The sequence below is a fragment of the Caulobacter segnis genome, assembly GCF_019931575.1.
In the GTDB taxonomy this organism is placed as follows: domain Bacteria; phylum Pseudomonadota; class Alphaproteobacteria; order Caulobacterales; family Caulobacteraceae; genus Caulobacter; species Caulobacter segnis_C.
This window is the reverse complement of the sequence record NZ_CP082923.1, coordinates 2,571,460-2,590,532: the sequence shown is the minus strand read 5'-3', so window position 1 is coordinate 2,590,532 and position 19,073 is coordinate 2,571,460. Positions and strand designations below refer to the sequence as shown.

General features: G+C 67.9%; 19 protein-coding genes. 16 read left to right on the top strand and 3 right to left on the bottom strand.

Annotated elements, in window-relative coordinates:
* Window positions 1-28 precede the first annotated feature (28 nt).
* Window positions 29-379, top strand: a complete 351-nt coding sequence (locus K8940_RS11890) for a GFA family protein (RefSeq protein ID WP_223390184.1) — start codon at window positions 29-31, stop codon at window positions 377-379.
* Window positions 380-1,149: 770 nt separating this feature from the next.
* Here the strand turns inward: K8940_RS11890 and K8940_RS11885 are convergent.
* A complete protein-coding gene (locus K8940_RS11885; RefSeq protein WP_223390183.1) occupies window positions 1,150-1,344 on the bottom strand; it encodes a DUF1294 domain-containing protein in 195 nt (64 codons plus the stop codon).
* A gap of 146 nt (window positions 1,345-1,490) precedes the next feature.
* Window positions 1,491-2,141, bottom strand: coding sequence for a haloacid dehalogenase-like hydrolase (locus K8940_RS11880; protein ID WP_223390182.1), 651 nt, complete (start codon window positions 2,139-2,141; stop codon window positions 1,491-1,493).
* 353 nt (window positions 2,142-2,494) lie between these two features.
* On the opposite strand from K8940_RS11880, the gene rpsB reads away from it, so the two are divergent.
* The 15 genes from rpsB (at window position 2,495) to lpxB (ending at window position 17,402) form a co-directional block, all read left to right on the top strand.
* Window positions 2,495-3,343, top strand: a complete 849-nt coding sequence (rpsB, locus tag K8940_RS11875) for a 30S ribosomal protein S2 (protein WP_223390181.1) — start codon at window positions 2,495-2,497, stop codon at window positions 3,341-3,343.
* Between the two features lie 148 nt (window positions 3,344-3,491).
* Entirely contained in the window at window positions 3,492-4,430 is a 939-nt protein-coding gene (gene tsf / locus K8940_RS11870; protein ID WP_223395733.1) for a translation elongation factor Ts, read from the top strand.
* A 189-nt stretch (window positions 4,431-4,619) separates the two neighbouring features.
* Complete coding sequence (pyrH, locus tag K8940_RS11865) at window positions 4,620-5,363, top strand: UMP kinase (protein WP_223395732.1); 744 nt, start codon at window positions 4,620-4,622, stop codon at window positions 5,361-5,363.
* Between the two features lie 28 nt (window positions 5,364-5,391).
* Window positions 5,392-5,958, top strand: coding sequence for a ribosome recycling factor (frr, locus tag K8940_RS11860; protein WP_223395731.1), 567 nt, complete (start codon window positions 5,392-5,394; stop codon window positions 5,956-5,958).
* 50 nt (window positions 5,959-6,008) lie between these two features.
* Window positions 6,009-6,788: a polyprenyl diphosphate synthase gene (uppS, locus tag K8940_RS11855; protein WP_223395730.1), complete on the top strand. Its 780-nt coding sequence runs from the start codon at window positions 6,009-6,011 to the stop codon at window positions 6,786-6,788.
* On the top strand, window positions 6,748-7,593 hold the full coding sequence (locus tag K8940_RS11850) for a phosphatidate cytidylyltransferase (protein WP_223395728.1): 846 nt from the start codon (window positions 6,748-6,750) through the stop codon (window positions 7,591-7,593). Before uppS ends, K8940_RS11850 begins: the two co-directional genes overlap by 41 nt.
* Window positions 7,581-8,780 (top strand): 1-deoxy-D-xylulose-5-phosphate reductoisomerase, encoded by a 1,200-nt coding sequence (gene dxr / locus K8940_RS11845; RefSeq protein WP_223395726.1) that lies wholly within the window; start codon window positions 7,581-7,583, stop codon window positions 8,778-8,780. Before K8940_RS11850 ends, dxr begins: the two co-directional genes overlap by 13 nt.
* A 21-nt stretch (window positions 8,781-8,801) precedes the next feature.
* Window positions 8,802-9,998, top strand: a complete 1,197-nt coding sequence (locus K8940_RS11840; RefSeq protein WP_223395724.1) for a M50 family metallopeptidase — start codon at window positions 8,802-8,804, stop codon at window positions 9,996-9,998.
* Between the two features lie 20 nt (window positions 9,999-10,018).
* The gene (gene bamA / locus K8940_RS11835; RefSeq protein WP_223395723.1) at window positions 10,019-12,382 is read left to right on the top strand and encodes an outer membrane protein assembly factor BamA; all 2,364 of its coding nucleotides are present in this window, start codon (window positions 10,019-10,021) and stop codon (window positions 12,380-12,382) included.
* Between the two features lie 2 nt (window positions 12,383-12,384).
* Window positions 12,385-13,023 (top strand): OmpH family outer membrane protein, encoded by a 639-nt coding sequence (locus K8940_RS11830; RefSeq protein ID WP_223395722.1) that lies wholly within the window; start codon window positions 12,385-12,387, stop codon window positions 13,021-13,023.
* Window positions 13,024-13,076: 53 nt separating this feature from the next.
* Complete coding sequence (gene lpxD, locus K8940_RS11825) at window positions 13,077-14,096, top strand: UDP-3-O-(3-hydroxymyristoyl)glucosamine N-acyltransferase (protein WP_223395721.1); 1,020 nt, start codon at window positions 13,077-13,079, stop codon at window positions 14,094-14,096.
* Between the two features lie 2 nt (window positions 14,097-14,098).
* Window positions 14,099-14,578 carry a 3-hydroxyacyl-ACP dehydratase FabZ gene (fabZ, locus tag K8940_RS11820; protein ID WP_223395720.1) on the top strand — a complete coding sequence of 160 codons (480 nt, stop codon included), beginning with the start codon at window positions 14,099-14,101 and terminating at the stop codon, window positions 14,576-14,578.
* Window positions 14,575-15,366, top strand: a complete 792-nt coding sequence (lpxA, locus tag K8940_RS11815; protein WP_223395719.1) for an acyl-ACP--UDP-N-acetylglucosamine O-acyltransferase — start codon at window positions 14,575-14,577, stop codon at window positions 15,364-15,366. Before fabZ ends, lpxA begins: the two co-directional genes overlap by 4 nt.
* Window positions 15,367-15,375: 9 nt before the next feature.
* Window positions 15,376-16,218, top strand: a complete 843-nt coding sequence (lpxI, locus tag K8940_RS11810; protein ID WP_223395717.1) for a UDP-2,3-diacylglucosamine diphosphatase — start codon at window positions 15,376-15,378, stop codon at window positions 16,216-16,218.
* Entirely contained in the window at window positions 16,218-17,402 is a 1,185-nt protein-coding gene (gene lpxB / locus K8940_RS11805; protein WP_223395715.1) for a lipid-A-disaccharide synthase, read from the top strand. The genes lpxI and lpxB overlap by 1 nt, the downstream gene beginning before the upstream one ends.
* Here the strand turns inward: lpxB and K8940_RS11800 are convergent.
* Window positions 17,364-19,037 (bottom strand): ATP-binding protein, encoded by a 1,674-nt coding sequence (locus K8940_RS11800; protein ID WP_223395836.1) that lies wholly within the window; start codon window positions 19,035-19,037, stop codon window positions 17,364-17,366. The two genes, lpxB and K8940_RS11800, sit on opposite strands and share 39 nt — an antisense overlap.
* Window positions 19,038-19,073 lie beyond the last annotated feature (36 nt).

The window sequence follows — 19,073 nt, the reverse complement described above, 5'->3', positions numbered from 1 at the left end:
CGAACGGGCCTGGGCAGGGAGAGGCGTGATGGCCAGTCATGAAGGCGGATGCCAGTGCGGGCGAGTCCGTTTCACGGTCGAGGTCGGGCTGGACGACTTGATCAGCTGCAACTGCTCGCGCTGCGGCAAGCTGGGATCGATCCTGGCCTTCGCGGGCGCCGACGCCTTCGACCTGCGGAGCGGCGAGGACGCCCTGACCGAATACCAGTTCAACACCCACAAGATCTCGCACCTGTTCTGCGAGACCTGCGGCATCCAGTCGTTCGGCCGGGGGACCGCGCCGAATGGCCTACAGATAGTGGCGGTGAACGTCCGCTGCCTGGACGACGTCGACGTCTTCTCGTTGAGGCCTCAGCAGGTAGACGGGCGGTCGTTCTGACGGCGATCGTCCGAGCGGCGCCCGAGCGATGGCGACGTCCAATCCGGGAAGCGGACCGCTTCGCCGGAAGACGTTCTGGTCGCCGGGTCACCGTCGAGATGGTGGCTTTCACACGCGCCCCGCTGGCCGTCCGAAGGCTTCAATGCTCAGGCTGAGTGTGGTTTCCAATGCGCTGAGCGCGCAGGGCCGATAGCCATCTTTTCAATCCTCTCCAGAGGCTCGCGATATGATGATGCTCGCTCGAAGCCTGGCGATCTTGCTCATGGCGCAGGATGCAGGGTTCACCGTGCTGGCGACCCTGGAGGCGCGGACCTCCAGGGCGAAGGAATCGACGCGCAGGTGATCAGCCTTCCCAAGGCGGTCAGCGCGGACGTCTTCGCCGAGCAAGTCGTAAGGGCTGAACATCTTAAGGCCTGGAATGACGGCCCGATCATGGAGAACACGAGGCCGGAACCGCTGGGCTACAAGGCCATCACCGAAGGCGGCGGCAGAAGCATCGCTGTATATTATTCACGCGCGGCGAAGGGACCGGAGGTCGTCTGCCGGCTGCGAACGAAAGGCGCTACGGGCCTTAGCGCCGCGCGCTATCGCGCGCTAAGATGGTGCGCTGGACAGGTCGGCATCACGTTGCCGATATCGCCCGTTCCGCCGGTAGGCCGGAGCAATTGAGCTGAACGTCCGCCAAGGGGCCGGGCGAGGATGATCCGCTCGTCTCTAGCCGCGCCTCCAGACGGCCGCCCCGACAAGCAGACTCAGTTGTATGACGGCGATCAGCCAGAGCTGGGTGCGGAAGGCTCCTTGCGGGTCTTGTGCCGCAGGAGCCGTTGAGCCGCGAGGGCGCCGAAAGTTCCCCCTAGGGCGGCCAGTTTCAGAAGAGCGCTCTCCGGCGCACGCCGATCGTTGGCGATCGCGCGGCGTTGACGCCGAGCAGGTGGAGACCGAGCCGTCGGAACACGTTCAAACATGGGGCGCCGATATTATCCCCGCTTATCGATGGTGCGGTCGAGGTCTTGGGCGTCTCGGGTTCGGGCGCCCCGCCGCGATGGGGCGGAACCCGACTCGGCGCCGTCGCGCCGAAGGTCGCGCCCGGAGGATCTCCGAGGACCTCCAGTTACCAGGCCGCCGCCCGGCCGTTCGCCAGTCCCGCCTTGAACAGTCGTCGCTCGGCCGCCTTGCCGCCCTTGACGATCACGGGCCGCTCGGCGCCGCGCAGGAGCGGCAGGTCGTCGAGGCTGTCGGTATAAGCGTAGGTCCAATGGGCGCCGTGACCGGCCTCCGCCAGGGCCTGGCACTTGCGCTGGTTGCGGCAGTGGACGTCGGCGACCCAGCCGCCGCCCCGGCGCTTCAGCGAGGTGCCCAGCACCTCGATCGGACGGTTCAGCGGGCCAATCAGGGCCTGGGCCAGCATGGCGGGCGCTGCGGTGACCACGATCACGCGGTCGCCGCGCGTCAGGTGCGCGTTCAAGGTCGCCAGGCCCTCGGGCCGCCAGGCCAGGGCGCCGCCGCCCGCGTGGAAGGCCGCGCCGAAGCGGGCGCAGGATTCGCGCAAGGCCCGCTCAGAGAGGCCCGCCGTGGCGATCCACAGCAGGATGGAGGCCCCGGCGCGACGGGTGCGGGGCAGGGCGACCATCGGGCCCGCGAGCGGGAGAATCGCCAGCGTCGCCAGGGCGCGGAGCGGCGAGCGACGCACGCGATCCCATAGCCACAGGGCCGTGGAATCGCCATCCAGCAGGGTTCCGTCCAGGTCGAAGACCGCCAGCATGACACCGTCCTCCATGCGCCGAGCCCGTCGGGGCCACACGATTGAGGCACGTCCGTGTGTCGGTCTCGCGAAAGCCTCTCCGATCTTCGGTGGAGAACTCGCGCGCCCGTGGACGGCCTCATCGAAATGACGCCATGCCCTCTTGAACGCCTCATCGATCGTTTTCGTGGCGGCGCAAGGCCCCTTCAGGGCTTGCATTTTTGCCGACAAGGGACTATCTGCGCGGCCATTCCACACGTGGACGTTCGGTTGCGCCGGGGAGACATCCCGACGCCGCCGTTCCGGTCCCGCTCCAGAATGGTCTGGAACGGGGGTGTCCGCGGAGGTTCAACCGGAAAAAGGATAAAGGCCCGATGGCTCTTCCCGAATTCTCCATGCGTCAGCTCCTGGAAGCCGGCGCCCACTTCGGCCACCAGACGCACCGCTGGAACCCGAAGATGGACCGCTACATCTTCGGTTCGCGCTCGAACATCCACATCATCGACCTGTCGCAGACGATCCCGCTGCTGCACCAGGCCCTGGTGAAGGTCCGTGAAGTCGCCGCCGCCGGCGGTCGCGTGCTGTTCGTCGGCACCAAGCGCCAGGCCAGCGACCCGGTCGCCACGGCCGCCAAGCGCTGCGCCCAGTACTACGTGAACCACCGCTGGCTCGGCGGCACCCTGACCAACTGGCGCACCGTCTCGGGCTCGATCGCTCGCCTGCGCGAGCTGGAAGGCGTCCTGGCCGGCGAAGCCCAAGGCCGTTCCAAGAAGGAACTGCTGCAGCTGACCCGCGAGCGCGACAAGCTGGAACTGTCGCTGGGCGGCATCAAGGACATGGGCGGCATCCCCGACATCATGTTCGTGATCGACACCAACAAGGAAGCGATCGCGATCCTGGAAGCCCGCAAGCTGAACATCCCGGTCGTCGCCATCCTCGACACCAACTGCGATCCGGACGGCATCACCTACCCGATCCCGGGTAACGACGACGCCGCCCGCGCTCTGCAGCTGTACTGCGACCTGATCGCCGACGCCGTCCTGGACGGCCTGGCCGCCGGTCAAGCCGGCGCTGGCGTCGACCTGGGCGCCGCCGTGAACCCGACCGAGCCGGCCCTGGCTCGCGCTCTGGCTCCGGAAGCCCCGGAAGCCGCTCCGGAGGCTGCTGCTGAAGCCGCGCCGGAAGCCGCCGTCGAAGCTGCTCCGGAATCGGCCGAAGGCTGATTTCCCACGCGCCTCCGTCCCGGTTGGGCCGGGACGTGAGGCCGTCGCGACCCTGACACGCGACCGGGCTACAAGCCCGGTCGCTACTCTTTATGGATTAGGCGGGCTACAAGCCCGGTCGCTAACCGTTTGAATATGGAGATTTTCCATGGCTGAGATCACGGCTGCGCTGGTCAAGGAACTGCGCGAGAAGTCCGGCGTCGGCATGATGGACTGCAAGAAGGCGCTGTCGGAAAACAACGGCGACATCGAAGCGTCCATCGACTGGCTGCGCGCCAAGGGCCTCTCGAAGGCCGCCAAGAAGGCCGATCGCGCCGCCGCCGAAGGCCTGGTGGCCATCGCCACGGCCGACCAGGGCGCGGGTGAAACCGCCACGGCCGTCGAAGTGAACGCCGAAACCGACTTCGTGTCGCGCAACGACCTGTTCCAGGGCGCTGCTCGTCAGATCGCCGGCGTCGCTCTGAGCACCGACGGTTCGGTCGAGGCCATCACCGCCGCCAAGCTGGCCGGCGGCGAGAGCGTGCAGGACCACCTGACCAACCTGATCGCCACGATCGGCGAGAACATGATGGTCCGTCGCGCCGCCAAGCACACGGTCGAGAACGGCGTCGTCGCCTCGTATATCCACAACGCCACCGCGCCGGACCTCGGCCGCATCGGCGTGCTGGTCGCCCTTGAGTCGACCGGCGACAAGGCCGCCCTGCGCGAGCTGGGCCGCAAGATCGCCATGCACGTCGCCGCGACCGCCCCGCTGTCGCTGTCGCCGGACGATCTGGATCCGGCCGCCATCGAGCGTGAAAAGGCCGTGTTCACCGAACAGGCTCTGGAGTCGGGCAAGCCGCCGGCGGTCGTCGAAAAGATGATCGAAGGTCGTATCCGCAAGTTCCTGGAAGAAGTCGTGCTGCTGAAGCAGGCCTTCGTCATGAACCCGGACCAGACGGTCGAGCAGCTGGTCGCCGAGACCGGCAAGACCCTGGGCGCGCCGATCACCGTGAAGGGCTTCACCCGTCTCGCCCTCGGCGAAGGCGTGGAAAAGAAGCAGGACGACTTCGCCGCCGAAGTCGCCTCGATGACCGGCCAGGCCTAAGACCTGCCGTCGGGGGTTTTCGAACTCCCGGCAAACAATCAGGGCGCGGCGCGTCTAGACGCGCGCCGCGCCCTTTTTGCGCCCATGGCGTCAGCTCTTGTTCAAAGGCGCGCGCCGGTTGGCAAAACACATCCCACTTCTGTAGAACGCACGTAATGTGCGTGCCGACGACTCAGGAATAGCGGTCCCATGTCCGATACCAGCGCGCCCCAGAAATATCGCCGCATCCTGCTGAAGGTCTCCGGCGAGGTCCTGATGGGGGACACGCCCTACGGCATCGACACCAACACCGTGCAGGCCGTGGCCGAGGACGTGGCCGAGATCGTCAAGTCGGGCGTCGAGCTGTGCCTGGTGATCGGCGGCGGCAACATCTTCCGCGGCATGGCTGGCGCGGCCAAGGGCATGGAGCGCTCCAGCGCCGACTACATGGGCATGCTGGCCACCGTGATGAACGCCCTGGCCATGCAGGACGCCCTGGAACGCATCGGCGTCCAGACCCGCGTGCAGTCGGCCATTCCGATGGCCACCGTCTGCGAGCCCTACATCCGCCGCCGCGCCCAGCGTCACCTCGAAAAGGGTCGCGTCGTGATCTTCGCGGCGGGCACCGGCAACCCGTTCTTCACCACCGACACCGCCGCGGCCCTGCGCGCGGCCGAGATGCAGTGCGACGCCCTGTTCAAGGGCACCAGCGTCGATGGCGTCTATACGGCCGATCCCAAGAAGGACCCGGCGGCCCGGCGCTACGAGCGCCTGACCTACATGGACGTGCTGGCCAAGGACCTGCGGGTCATGGACGCCTCGGCCGTGGCGCTGATGCGCGACAGCAACATTCCGATCGTGGTCTTCTCGATCAAGGGACGCGGCAATCTGCTGGGCGTCCTGCGAGGCGAGGGGACATTCACTGTGGTCGCCGCCGACCGCCCTACCGCCTAAGACCAAGACCTAGCGAGGAGAGCCCCTCATGGCCGCCGCCGAAAAACCCGTCCTGTCGCGCTACCGCGATCGCATGGACAAGGCTATCGCCGCTCTGAAGGAAGAGTTCGGCAGCCTGCGCACGGGCCGCGCGTCGGCCAGCCTGCTGGATCAGGTGATGGTCGAGGCCTACGGCTCGACCACGCCGCTGAACGCGGTGGCCTCGGTCAGCGTGCCCGAGCCTCGGCAGATCAATGTCAGCGTCTGGGATCGCGGCGTCGTCGTCTCGGTGGAGAAGGCCATCCGCGCCTCGGGTCTGGGTCTGAACCCGGTCGTCGAGGGCCAGAACCTGCGCATCCCGATCCCGCCGCTGACGGAAGAGCGTCGCAGGGATCTCCAGAAGATCGCCGGCAAGTACGCCGAGCAGCAGAAGATCGCCGTCCGCAACGTCCGCCGCGACGCCAATGACGACCTGAAGAAGGCCGAGAAGGACGGCGCGATCGCCGAGGACGAGCGCAAGAAGATGGAGACGGAGGTCCAGAAGATCACCGACGAGGCCATCAAGCGCATCGACGAGGCCTTGAAAACCAAAGAACAAGAGATCATGCAGGTCTGATCGCCCTCCCTAGAGTGAGTGGGGGAGACGACGAGGGAAGGTTGAAGCGAATGCCGGCGACCACCGGTCTGCAGAACGTTTCGGAGCGCGCCGGAGGGGGCGGATCCGATCAACGTCTGCACGTGGCCATTATCATGGATGGCAACGGCCGCTGGGCGAAACAGCGGGGCATGCCGCGTGTCCTGGGCCATCGCGCCGGGGTCAACGCCCTCAAGCGCACCGTCGAGGGCGCGCAGAGCCAGAATGTCGGCGTGCTGACGGTCTTCGGCTTCTCGACCGAGAACTGGCGCCGGCCGGCGCACGAGGTCTCCGAGCTGATGAGCCTGCTCAAGGCCTATGTCGAATCGGACCTCGAGCGCCTGGCCAAGGCGGGCGTCCGCGTCCGCATCATCGGCCGCCGCACGGGGCTGTCGGCCGACATCGCCGAGGTGATCGAGCGGGCCGAGAAGCGCACCGAGAACAATACCGAATTCACGCTGCAGGTCGCCTTCAACTATGGCGGTCAGGCCGACATCACCGACGCCGCGCGGGCCTTCGCCGAGAAGGTCGAACGGGGCGAGGCCAAGGCCTCGGACCTGACAGAGGCGACGTTCGAGCGGTTCCTGTCGACCGCGTCGTCGCCGGCGCCGGACCTAATCGTGCGCACCAGCGGCGAGCGCCGCATCTCGAACTTCCTGCTGTGGGAGTGCGCCTACGCCGAGCTCGTGTTCCAGGACGTGCTCTGGCCCGACTATGGCCCCGAGGCGCTGGCGGCGGCCATCGCCGACTATCGACGCCGGGATCGACGGTATGGAGGGATCGCGGCCGATGACGTCGCCGTCGCCGGCTAAGCGCTTCAACTGGGGCAATCTTCGAATGCGCGTGGTTTCGGCCACCGTGCTCGTGCCCACGGTCGTGGCCGCCGTCTGGCTGGGCGGCTACTGGATTCTGGCGCTCGCGCTGGTCTGCGTGGCCCTGCTGGCCCGTGAATGGGGCAAGATCAGCGCGCCCAAGGCTCCCCGGGCGGTCGGCGCCGTGGTTGGGGTCTTCTGCGCCATCGCGGTCCTGGCCGGCTTCCTGCACCACTTCTTCATCGCCTGGTCGGTCGTCCTGGTCGGCGCGTTCCTGGCCGGCCTGATCGCGCGCGGCGCGGTCGAGCGGCGGGCCGACGCGGCCTATGGGGTCGTCTATATCGCGCCGGCGGTCATCGCCCTGGTCTGGATCCGCTCGTTGTCGGACGGCCTGTGGTGGACGCTGCTGCTGTTCGTGGTGACCTGGTTCGCCGACATCTTCGCCTATGTGGCCGGCAGCATCTTCAAGGGCCCCAAGCTGTGGCCCCAGATCTCGCCGAACAAGACCTGGTCGGGCTTCGTCGGGGGGCTGGTGGCGGCGACGATCGGCGCCGTGCTGGTGGCCCATTTCGCCCACCTGAAGCTGGTCTGGCCGGCGGCGGCGCTGGTCGGCTTCCTCGGCGGCTTGGCGACCATGGCCGGCGACCTCTGGGAATCGATGCTCAAGCGCCGCTTCGGCGTGAAGGACAGCGGCGACATCATCCCGGGCCATGGCGGCCTGCTGGACCGCGTCGACGGGCTGATGTTCGCGGCGATCGTCATCGCCGCCGTGCGCCTGATCGACCACTGGGGATGGGCGCATTGACCTTCCCCCGCAAGGTGGTGGTGCTAGGCTCGACCGGATCGATCGGCCTTTCGACCTTGAGCCTCTTCGAGGAATCCGGCGTCCCGGTCGAGATCCTGGCCCTGACGGCCGGGCGCAATGTCGAGCGCCTGATCGAGCAGGCCTTGCGCTGGCGGCCCCAGGTCGCGGTGATCGAGGACGAGACCAAGTTGGCGCGGCTGAAGGACGGCCTTAGCGGCGCCGGCGTGCGCGCGGCCGCCGGCGCGACCGCGGTCGCCGAGGCCGCCGCCATGGGCGCCGACTGGGTGATGTCGGCCATCGTCGGCGCGGCCGGTCTGGCGCCGACCGTGGCCGCCGCCCGCACCGGCGCGGTTATTGCCCTGGCCAACAAGGAGAGCCTGGTCTGCGCCGGGCCGGCCCTGCTGGCCATCGCCAAGGCGGCCGGCGGCTCGGTGATCCCGGTCGACTCCGAACATTCCGCAATATTTCAGGTGCTGCAGCCGGCCTGCGCCGACAAGGTCGCGCGGCTGATCCTCACCGCCTCGGGCGGGCCTTTCCGCACCTGGGAAAAAGCCGCCATGGCGGTCGCCACGCCCGAGCAGGCGATCGCCCATCCGAACTGGTCGATGGGCGCCAAGATTTCGGTCGATTCCGCGACGATGATGAACAAGGGGCTCGAGATGATCGAAGCCTCCTACCTGTTCGGAACCCCTGAAGACCGCGTCGACGTCGTGATCCATCCCCAATCCGTCATCCATAGCCTGGTGGAATACGCCGACGGCTCGACCTTGGCCCAACTGGGCCCGCCGGACATGCGCGCGCCGATCGCCTGCGCCTTCGCCTGGCCCGATCGCCTGCCGTGGCCCGCGCCGCGCCTGGATTTGGCCGCCTACGGCCAGCTGACCTTCGAATCGCCCGACCTGGACCGCTTCCCCTCGATCGGCATCGCGCGCGAGGCTCTGCGCCTGGCGGGCGGCGCGCCGGCGGCCATGAACGCCGCCAACGAGGTCGCCGTGGCCGCTTTCCTTGACCGGCGGATTGGCTTTCTCGATATTGCCGCCTCGGTGGCGGGGACCCTCGAGCGTATGAACAGTCTTGGCAGTCTCGCCGTCGCGGAAAGTGACGCAGTCGACAACGCGATGATGATCGACGCCAGCGCTCGCCGCATTGCGGCCGAGGTTGTCGCGCAAAAGCATCGCCGGCTCTGATCCGGGGGACCCGGCCACCTAATGACCGACGTTTTGATCTTCATTCTGTCCACGGTCTTCGTGCTGTCCGTCGTGGTGACCATCCACGAGCTGGGCCACTACTGGGCCGCGCGTGCGTGCGGCGTGGCCATCGACTGCTTCTCGATCGGCTTCGGCGCGCCGCTGGTGTCCTGGCGTGACAAGCGCGGCGTGGAGTGGCGCATCGCCTCGATCCCGCTGGGCGGCTACGTCCGCTTCTCCGGTGACGAGAACGCCGCCAGCGTTCCGGACCAGGACAACCTGGCCGCCATGCGCGAGTCGATCGTGCGGCGAGAGGGCGAAGCGAGCGTCGCCAAATACTTCCATTTCAAGCCGGTGTGGCAGCGGGCGATCATCGCGGTCGCCGGTCCGGTGGCGAACTTCGTCCTGGCTATCCTGATCATGGCCGTGTTCCTGGTCATGGTCGGCTCGCCGCAGCGCGCGGCCACGGTCAACGGCGTGGCGCCGGGCGGGGCGGCCGAGGCGGCCGGCTTCCGCAAGGGCGACGTGATCCTCGCCGCCGACGGCCGCAAGATCGGCACCTTCCAGGACCTGCAGGGCTATGTGTCGCTGCGCGCCAACCTGCCGATCGACTTCACGGTCAAGCGCGGCGAGCAACAGGTCCACCTGACCGCGACGCCGCGTCTGGTGGAGATCAACGACAAGATCAGCGGCCGGATGAAGACCGGCCAACTGGGCATCGAGAACGCCGGGATCACCCAGTTCAAGCGTTCGACCGTGCTTTCCGCCATCCCCGACGCCACGGTCGAGGTGTGGGGCATGATCAAGACGATCGGCTTCTATCTGGGCCGCCTGGTCACGGGTCAGCTGCCCGCCGACCAGATCAGCGGCCTGATCGGCATCGGCCACACCGCCGGGGCGGTGACCAAGGCCAGCGCCGCCGGCGCGCCGGACGTCGCCACCATGGCGCTGCGGGTCTTCATCTCGTCCATGCTGCTGATCGCCAGCCTCTCGGTCAGCATCGGCTTCATGAACCTGCTGCCGATCCCGGTCCTCGATGGCGGCCACCTGCTGATGTACGCCTATGAAGCCGTGGCCAAACGGCCTCTGCGGGCGGATTTCCAGGCGGCCGGGTTCCGCGCGGGGCTTGCCTTGATCCTGGGTTTCATGCTGTTCGCGGCGTGGAACGACCTCAACCGCTACGACGTGTTCAAATTCATCGGCGGCTTGTTCACGTGAACAAAGCCAGCCCTCCGTCCATGATTGGTCACATGAACAAACTTCGCGCCCAAAGCGCCGCGTTCGCCACTGGTATGGCGCTGCTGCTCGGCTCCACGGCCCTGGTGGCTCCGCATCAGGCTTTCGCGCAGGCCGCTCAGACCGGCGTGGTCCAGCGCATCGTCGTCCAGGGCAACGAACGCATCGAACAGGGCACGGTTCTGTCCTATCTGCCGATCCAGCCGGGCGACACCGTCGATTCCCAGCGCCTCGACTTGGCGCTGAAGACCCTGGCCCGTACGGACCTGTTCGCCGACGTGAAGATCGAGATGCAGGGCGGCGACCTGATCGTGAAGGTCGTCGAGAACCCGATCATCAACCAAGTGGTGTTCGAGGGGAACTCGTCCCTGAAGGAAGACAAGCTGAAGGACGAAGTGCAGATCCGTCCGCGCGGCATCTTCACCCGCGCCAAGGTTCAGGCCGACGTCCAGCGCATCATCGAACTGTACCGCCGCTCGGGCCGCATTTCGGCGACCGTGACGCCCAAGGTGGTCGAGCTGCCGCAAAAGCGCGTCGACCTGGTCTTCGAAATCAGCGAAGGCCCCAAGAGCGGCGTGCTGGGGATCAACTTCCTGGGTAATAGCGAGTACTCGGACAACGACCTGCGCGACGTCGTCGTGACCAAGGAAAGCCGCTGGTACAAGATCCTGACCAGCAACGACAACTACGACCCCGACCGGATCGAGTACGACCGCGAGCAGCTGCGCAAGTTCTACCGCAACCGCGGCTACTTCGACTTCCGCGTCGTCTCGTCGGTGGCCGAACTGGCGCCGGACAAGAACGGCTTCGCCGTCACCTACACCCTGGACGAAGGCCCGAAGTACAAGTTCGGCAAGGTCACCGTCGAAACCGAGCTGAAGAAGCTGGACGGCAACCTGCTGGCCCAGATCCTCCCGATCCGCGCCGGCCAGCTGTACGAGGACGAGCGCATCGAGCAGGCCACCGACGCCCTGACCTTCGCGGCGGGCGCGGCCGGCTTCGCCTTCGTGGACGTGCGTCCGCGCTACGTGCCCAACCGCGAGACCAAGACCGTCGACGTCGTCTTCCAGGTCCGTGAAGGCCCGCGCGTCTATGTCGATCGCATCGACATCGTCGGCAACACCCGCACGCTGGACTACGTCCTGCGCCGCGAACTCGAAGTGGCCGAAGGCGACGCCTACAACCGCGTGCTGGTCGATCGCTCGAAGAACAACATGCGCCGCCTGGGCTTCTTCAAGGAAGTCGAGATCGAGGACGCGCCAGGCTCGGCCCCGGACCGTACCGCGCTGCGGGTCAAGGTCGAGGAGCAGCCGACGGGCGAACTGTCCTTCAGCGCCGGCTACAGCTCGGTCGACAAGCTGGTGCTGGACGTCGGCATCACCGAGCGGAACTTCCGCGGTCGCGGCCAGAACCTGCGGGCTCGCGCCTCGGTCGGTTCGCTGCGCCAACAGATCGACTTCGGCTTCAGCGAGCCGCGCTTCCTGGGCCGTAACCTGGTCGCGGGCGTGAACCTCTACACCTTCCGCTACGACCTGTCGGACTACGCGGCCTACGACACCAAGTCGGTCGGCGGCGACATCCGCCTCGGCTTCCCGCTGACCAACGACTCGTCGATGAGCCTGCGCTACACGATCCGCCAGGATAACGTGAGCGTCGCCGACAGCCTTTGCACCAGCGGTTCGGTCTCGCAGATCCTCTGCCTGCAGCGTGGTTCGTACATCACCTCGCTGGTGGGCTACGGCCTGCGCATCGACAAGCGGAACGACCCGATCAACCCGACCCGCGGCTGGTTCGCCGACCTGAACCAGGACCTCGCCGGCATCGGCGGCGATGTGAAGTACCTGAAGACCGAAGCCGACGCCGGCTGGTACTGGGGCTTCAACAAGGACCTGGTGTTCAGCGCCACTGGCTCGTTCGGCTACATCGAGGGCTGGGGCGGCGACAACGTCCGCATCAACGACCGCTTCTATCGCGGCGGCACCTCGTTCCGGGGCTTCGAGATCGCCGGTATCGGTCCGCGCGACATCTCGAGCACGAACAACTCGATGGGCGCCAAGCTCTACGCCATCAGCACGTTCGAGCTGACCGTTCCGACCTTCCTGCCCGAGCAGTACGGCATCAAGGCCGCGCTGTTCAGCGACGTGGGTACGGCCGGCCTGCTGGACGATGTCGATCGTCAGAGCTCGCCGGGCGTCTTCGATCCGAACATCAAGGATAACCTCGGCCTGCGTGCCTCGGCCGGTATCTCGATTGACTGGAAATCCCCCATGGGGCCCATTCGATTCGATATCAGCCGCATTTTGGCCAAGGAAAGCTACGACCGAACCGAAACGTTCCGGTTCTCCACCTCCACAAGGTTCCAATAGACATGTCCAAGTTCCTGTCCGCGGCCGCGTCCAGCGTCGTCGCTCTCGCTATCGCGACGGCCGCTTCGGCCCAGACGGCTCCGGCCGCCGCCCCGGCCGCTCCGGCCGTCACGCACGGTCCGGCGCTCCCGGGCGTCTGCATCTTCTCGAGCCCGCGCGCGGTCGCCAGCTCGCAGGTCGGCAAGGCTGTCGATACGCGCCTGAAGACCATCATCCAGCAGGTCAACGCCGAGCTGACCGGTGAGCGCACCGCCCTGGACAACGAGGCCAAGGCTCTCGACGGCAAGCGCGCCACCCTGGCCCAGGACGCCCTGGAGCAGCAGGCCTCGGCCCTGCAGGTCAAGGCCAACGCCTGGCAGCGCAAGGGCCAACTGCGCCAGAAGGAAGTGGAAGCGACCGAGCAAAAGGCGCTGTCGCGCGTCTATCAAGAGCTCGATACGCCGATCAAGCAGGTCTACCAGGCCCAGAAGTGCAGCATCCTGTTCGACCGTGAATCGGTGATGCTGGCCAACCCGGCCATGGACATCACCGACGCCGTGGTCACCGCCCTGGACGCGCGCATCAAGACGCTGACCTTCGACCGCGAACGTCTGGACCAGCAGGTCCCGGGCGCCGCGCCGCTGCAGCCGACCAATAAGTAAGCGAATCGTCTCCTTTAGGGTTACCTAGGGGAACGTTTCCGCCGTGAGGAACCATGCCGGACCCGCGTTTTTTTGACAGCCTGGGTCCGGCATCGCTTTCCGAGTTGGCCCGGGCTGGCGCCGCCGAACTGGCGGACGCCGCCCGTGGCGACCGCTTGATCGCCCACGCCGCGCCGCTCGATGCGGCCGACGACCAGGCGGTCACCTTCTTCTCCGACGCCAAGCGCAAGGACGCCGCCGGGGCCACCCGGGCCGGCGCCTGTTTCGTGCGTCCGGAACACAAGGAATTCCTGCCCGCGACCTGCGCGGCGCTGGTGACCCGCCATCCGCAGGCCGCCTGGGCCGCGGCCGTGAATCGCCTGCACGCGCCGCGCCGGCACGAACCGGGCGCGCCCGCCATCCATCCCGAGGCCGAGCTCGAGGACGGCGTCCTGCTATCGCCGAATGTGACGATCGGGCAGGGCGCGCGGATCGGGCGCGGCGCGCGCATCGGCCCCGGCGTCGTCATCGGGCCCGGTGTTCTGGTCGGGCGTGACTGCGTGATCGGCGCCAACGCCGTGATCGGCTTCGCCCTGCTGGGCGACCGGGTGTCGATCTCGGCGGGCGCGGTGCTGGGCGAGGCGGGCTTCGGCGCCGCCGTCGGTCCGGCCGGCATGGTCGACCTGCCGCAGCTGGGCCGGGTGGTGATCCAGGACAACGTCACGATCGGCGCCAACAGCTGCGTCGACCGCGGCGCGTTCGCCGATACGACGATCGGGGAAAACACCAAGATCGACAACCTGGTGCATGTCGCGCACAACGTCCGTGTGGGTCGCAATTGCGTGCTGGCGGCCTATACCGGGATCTCTGGCAGCACGGTCGTCGGCGACGGCGTCGCGTTCGGCGGCAAGGCCGGCGTCGCCGACCATTTGAAGATCGGCTCGCGCGCGAGCATCGGGGCCGCGGCCTCGGTGTTCAAGGACGTGCCGGAAGGTGAAACTTGGACGGGCTTTCCGGCGCGACCGCTCAAGCGGTGGCTCCGGGAGACCGCATGGCTGTCGCGCATGGCGGGCGGCCGAGGGACGAGGGGCTGAGTATGGGCCAGAACACCGAGCAAACGGTGCAGACCGAGATCGACATCGCCGAGATCCTGGCGCGCATCCCCCACCGCTATCCGTTCCTGCTGGTTGACCGCGCCGAGGACTACAATCCTCACCAGTCGATCGTCGGCATCAAGTGCGTGACGATCAACGAGCCGTTCTTCCAGGGGCACTTCCCGGGCAACCCGGTGATGCCCGGCGTGCTGATCATCGAGGCCCTGGCCCAGACGGGCGCGGTGCTGATGAGCAAGTCGCTGGAAGTCGACACCGAGGGCAAGACCATCTTCTTCATGTCGGTCGACAACGCCCGCTTCCGCAATCCCGTGCGCCCCGGCGACGTGATCCGCATGGAGGTCGAGGTCGTCCGCGCGCGTTCGTCGATCTTCAAGTTCAAGGGCGTGGCCAAGGTCGGCGACAAGGTGGCCGCCGAGGCCGAGTTCGCCGCCATGGTGGTCGAGACGGGATCCAAGGCATGACCATCCATCCCACCGCCATCGTCGCGCCTGAGGCCAGGATCGCCTCGGACGTCCAGATCGGGCCCTACAGCATCGTCGGTCCCGACGTGACCCTGTCGGCCGGCGTGCGCCTGCTGTCGCACGTGGTGGTGGAAGGCGCGACGACGATTGGCGAGGACTGCATCGTCCACCCGTTCGCCAACCTGGGCGGGCCGCCGCAGCACCTGGGCCACAAGGGCGAGCGCACCGAGCTGCTGATCGGCCCGCGCAACATCATCCGCGAGCACGTGACCATGCACACCGGCACGGCCTCCGGTAAGGGTGTGACTACGATCGGCTCGGACGGCCTCTACATGGTCGGTTCGCACGTGGCGCACGACTGCGTGGTCGGCGATTTCGTGGTGCTGGCCAAGGGCGCGACCCTGGGCGGCCATGTGGCCATCGGCGACTACGTGTTCATGGGCGGCCTCGCAGCCGCGCACCAGTTCTCGCGCATCGGCCGCTACAGCTTCATCGGCGGCCTGGCCGCGGTGACCAAGGACGTCATTCCGTATGGCTCGGTCTGGGGTAACCATGCTCATCTCGAGGGCCTGAACCTGGTCGGCCTCAAGCGCCGGGGCTTTTCGCGCGAGACGATCAACGCCCTGCGTGCGGCCTACCGCCTGATGTTCGCCGACGAGGGCACCTTCCAGGAGCGGCTCGACGATGTGGCCGAGACCCACGCGGCCATTCCCGAGGTGATGGAGATCGTCGACTTCATCCGCGCCGACGCCAACCGCCCGCTCTGCCTGCCCGAGCGCGAGGTCTAGGGTCGGGATATGCGCAAGCTGGGTCTGATCGCCGGCGGCGGGTCGCTTCCCGTCGAGTTGGCGGCCCATTGCGAGGCCGCCGGACGCGCCTTCTCGGTCATGCGCCTGCGCAGCTTCGCCGAACCGACCCTGGCTCGCTATCCCGGCGTCGAGGTCGGCCTGGGCGAGTTCGGCAAGGTGTTCAAGGCTCTGCGGGCCGAGGGCTGCGAGGTTGTCTGCTTCGCGGGCAATGTCAGCCGTCCCGACTTCGCCGCCCTGATGCCCGACGGCCGGGGCGTCAAGGTGCTGCCCAGCCTGATCGTCGCCGCCCGCAAGGGTGACGACGCCCTGCTGCGCCGCGTGCTGGACGAGTTCGAGAAGGAAGGCTTCGAGATCGAGGGCGCCCATGAGGTGATGGGCGAGATGACCCTGCCGCGCGGCCGCCTGGGCAAGATCTCGCCCCGTCCCGAGCACATGGCCGACATCGACAAGGCCCTGCATGTGGCCCGCGAGATCGGTCGACTGGACGTGGGGCAGGGCGCTGTGGTCTGCGACGGCCTGGTCCTGGCGGTCGAGGCCCAGGAAGGCACCGACGCCATGCTGCGGCGCGTGGAGCAACTGCCCCAGGCCATTCGCGGCTCGACCGAGCGTTCCAAGGGCGTCTTGGCCAAGGCGCCCAAGCCGATCCAGGAGACCAAGGTCGACCTGCCGACCATCGGCGTCGCCACCATCCAGCGCGCCGCCCGCGCGGGCCTGGCCGGCGTGGTCGGCGAGGCCGGCCGCCTGCTGGTCGTCGATCGCGACGCGGTGATCGCCTGCGCCGATGACCTTGGCCTCTTCGTGCTGGGGGTCGATCCGCAGGGGCGGCCGTGATGCCGGCCCCCGCAACGCCGCTGAAGGTCATGCTGGTCGCCGCCGAGGCCTCGGGCGACGCCTTGGGCGCCAGCCTGGCCAAGGCGCTGCGGGCGCGACTGGGCGACCGGGTCACCTTCGTCGGGATCGGCGGGGCCAAGATGGCCGAGCAGGGGATCCAGAGCCCCTTCGACATCGCCCAACTGTCGATCCTGGGCATCTGGGAGGGGCTGAAGGCCTATCCGACGGTCAAGGCCCGCCTGGACGACACGGTGGCCCTGGCGGCCCGGGAAGAGCCCGACGTCGCCGTGCTGATCGACAGCTGGGGCTTCAACATCCGCCTGGCCAAGGCGCTGCGAAAGCTGGATCCCAAACTGCCGCTCGTGAAATACGTCGCGCCCCAGGTCTGGGCCTATCGCGAGAAGCGCGCCTACGGCCTGGCCAAGGCCGTGGACCTGCTGCTGTCGATCCAGCCGATGGACAAGCCCTATTTCGACGCCGCGGGCCTGGAGAACGTCTTCGTCGGCAATTCGGCCCTGGCCAAGCGCTTCGACCACGCCGACGGCGCCCGGTTGCGCGCGGCCGTCGCGGCGTCGACGACCGATCCGATCCTGCTGGTCCTGCCGGGTAGCCGGCCGTCCGAGATCGAACGAGTCATGCCGGCCTTCGAGGACGCCGTGCGTCGGCTGAAGGCCGACCGGCCCGAACTGGTCGTGGTCATTCCCGCCGCCTACACCGTCGCCGAGGCCGTGAAGGCCCGCGTGGCCGGCTGGCCGTTCCGCGCCCACGTGATCGAGGACGAGGCGCTGAAGGACGACGCCTTCGTCGCCGGCGACGTCGCCCTGGCCTGCAGCGGCACGGTGACCACGGAGTTGGCCCTGGCCGGCGCGCCGATGGTGGTCGGCTACAAGACCGGCGCGATCACCTACGCCCTTCTCAAGCGCCTGATGAAGCCGCGCTGGGTCACCCTGTTCAACATCGCCGCCGGCAAGGCGGTCGCGCCGGAACTGCTGCAGGACGCCTGTGAAGGCGAAGGGCTGGCGCGCGAGGTGGCCAGACTGCTCGACGATCCGGCCCTGCGCGCCCGTCAGGCGGCCGAACAGAGCGCGGCGTTGGACAAGATGGGACGAGGCATGCCCGACCCGTCCGAGGCCGCCGCGGACGCCCTACTGGACTTCCTGAAGGCGAGGGGCGCGATCGGCTAAGCGCGTGGCGCGGTCGAGAGCGCCGAGCAGCTCCGCGACGTCGAGCGGCTTGCCGACATGATCGTCCATCCCGGCCGCCAGCAGGTGGTCGATCTGGTGGCGCATGGCGCTGGCGGTCAGGGCGATGACCGGTGTGCGCGGCCGACCCTCGACAGCCTCTAGGCGGCGGATCTGCTTCAGCGCCGTCAGGCCGTCCATGACCGGCATGTGGATGTCCATCAGCACCACGTCCCACCGGCCGGCGCGCCAAGCTTCCAGGGCCTTGGCGCCGTCGTCGACGATGACGGGCTCAACGCCGGCCTGGCGCAGCACGGAGCGCAAGACCAGCTGGTTGGTCGGATTGTCCTCGGCGGCCAGCACCCGAAGGCCCGGGGCGGCGTCGGCCTTGGCCGTGTCCCGGATGGAAACCGGCTTTTGCACCCGCGTCAGCGGCAGGGTCACCGTGAAGGCGCTACCGACGCCGACACGGCTATAGAGGGTGATGTCGCCGCCCATGCGGCGGGCCAGTTCGCGACAGATGGCCAGGCCCAGGCCCGCGCCGCCGTGCCGCCGCGTGGCGATGTCATCCAGCAGCACGAAGCGCCCGAACAGGCGCTCCTGTTCGTCGGGGGCGACGCCGGGCCCAGTGTCGGCCACGGTCAGTTCCAGAAGGCCGGCCTCGAACCGCGCCGCGATCGAAACGCCCCCGGCCTCGGTGAACTTCACGGCGTTGGACAGCAGGTTGTGCAGGATCTGCCGCAGCCGGCCCGCATCGCCCAGATAAGCGCCTTCGGCCGACGAGGCGATGACCAGGTCGTGGGTGAGGCCCTTGCCCTCGGCCAGGGCCGCGAAAGTACGCCCGCAGCCGACTAGCAGCGCGCGCAGGTCGAAGGGCTCGGGCCGTAGCTCCAGCTGACCGGCCTCGATACGGGCCAGGTCCAGCACGTCGTTGAGGATGTCGGTCAACGCCTTGCCCGACTGACGGACCACCGACAGGCGCTCGCGCTGCGGGGCGGAGAGCGCGTCGGCCTCCATGACCTGGGCCATGCCCAGGATGCCGTTCAGCGGCGTGCGGATCTCGTGGCTCATGGTCGCCAGGAAGGCGGTCTTGGCGCGGTTGGCGCTGGCGGCCTCGGCCTCGCGCGCCTGGGCCAGGGCGGTCGCTTCGGCCATGCGGCGGGCGGCCTTCTCGCGGTGCAGGGCGTATTGCAGCACGTAGCCGAAGAAGCAGACGATCGCCACCAGCGACAGCGCCACCTGCTGGGGCGGCGTCGTCTTGAAGGTCAGCCACGCCGTGACCAGCACGTGGAGCAACAGCGCCGCCAGGGCGGCTGCGCCGATGCGGCGCGAGATCACGAACTCGGCCGTGCTGGACAGAGCGATGGCGCCCATCATGGCGCTGCCGGCCAGGACCGAGGTGCGTGTCCCGTGCAGCACCAGGGCGCCGGGGAGGGCGGCGTAGACGAAGGTATAGGCTAGGGTGAAGGCCGCCAGGCCTGTCTCGAACCCGTCGGCGGCGTCTCCCAGGCGGGCGATGGCGCTGCACAACAACTGGTTGAAAAGGATCAGCATCAGGGCGGCGGCCAGCCAGATCAGGCTCGTTTGGACGCCCAGCCAGACCATGGCGCCGACGGCCGCCAGCAGAGTCATCGGCACGATGGACAACAGATCACGCCGTCGATGTTCGACGAT

Coding starts and splice junctions, on each gene's coding strand:
- K8940_RS11890 (WP_223390184.1), top strand. CDS start 29: ATGGCCAGTCATGAAGGCGGATGCCAGTGCGGGCGAGTCCGTTTCACG.
- K8940_RS11885 (WP_223390183.1), bottom strand. CDS start 1,344: ATGTTTGAACGTGTTCCGACGGCTCGGTCTCCACCTGCTCGGCGTCAA.
- K8940_RS11880 (WP_223390182.1), bottom strand. CDS start 2,141: ATGCTGGCGGTCTTCGACCTGGACGGAACCCTGCTGGATGGCGATTCC.
- rpsB (WP_223390181.1), top strand. CDS start 2,495: ATGGCTCTTCCCGAATTCTCCATGCGTCAGCTCCTGGAAGCCGGCGCC.
- tsf (WP_223395733.1), top strand. CDS start 3,492: ATGGCTGAGATCACGGCTGCGCTGGTCAAGGAACTGCGCGAGAAGTCC.
- pyrH (WP_223395732.1), top strand. CDS start 4,620: ATGTCCGATACCAGCGCGCCCCAGAAATATCGCCGCATCCTGCTGAAG.
- frr (WP_223395731.1), top strand. CDS start 5,392: ATGGCCGCCGCCGAAAAACCCGTCCTGTCGCGCTACCGCGATCGCATG.
- uppS (WP_223395730.1), top strand. CDS start 6,009: ATGCCGGCGACCACCGGTCTGCAGAACGTTTCGGAGCGCGCCGGAGGG.
- K8940_RS11850 (WP_223395728.1), top strand. CDS start 6,748: ATGGAGGGATCGCGGCCGATGACGTCGCCGTCGCCGGCTAAGCGCTTC.
- dxr (WP_223395726.1), top strand. CDS start 7,581: ATGGGCGCATTGACCTTCCCCCGCAAGGTGGTGGTGCTAGGCTCGACC.
- K8940_RS11840 (WP_223395724.1), top strand. CDS start 8,802: ATGACCGACGTTTTGATCTTCATTCTGTCCACGGTCTTCGTGCTGTCC.
- bamA (WP_223395723.1), top strand. CDS start 10,019: ATGATTGGTCACATGAACAAACTTCGCGCCCAAAGCGCCGCGTTCGCC.
- K8940_RS11830 (WP_223395722.1), top strand. CDS start 12,385: ATGTCCAAGTTCCTGTCCGCGGCCGCGTCCAGCGTCGTCGCTCTCGCT.
- lpxD (WP_223395721.1), top strand. CDS start 13,077: ATGCCGGACCCGCGTTTTTTTGACAGCCTGGGTCCGGCATCGCTTTCC.
- fabZ (WP_223395720.1), top strand. CDS start 14,099: ATGGGCCAGAACACCGAGCAAACGGTGCAGACCGAGATCGACATCGCC.
- lpxA (WP_223395719.1), top strand. CDS start 14,575: ATGACCATCCATCCCACCGCCATCGTCGCGCCTGAGGCCAGGATCGCC.
- lpxI (WP_223395717.1), top strand. CDS start 15,376: ATGCGCAAGCTGGGTCTGATCGCCGGCGGCGGGTCGCTTCCCGTCGAG.
- lpxB (WP_223395715.1), top strand. CDS start 16,218: ATGCCGGCCCCCGCAACGCCGCTGAAGGTCATGCTGGTCGCCGCCGAG.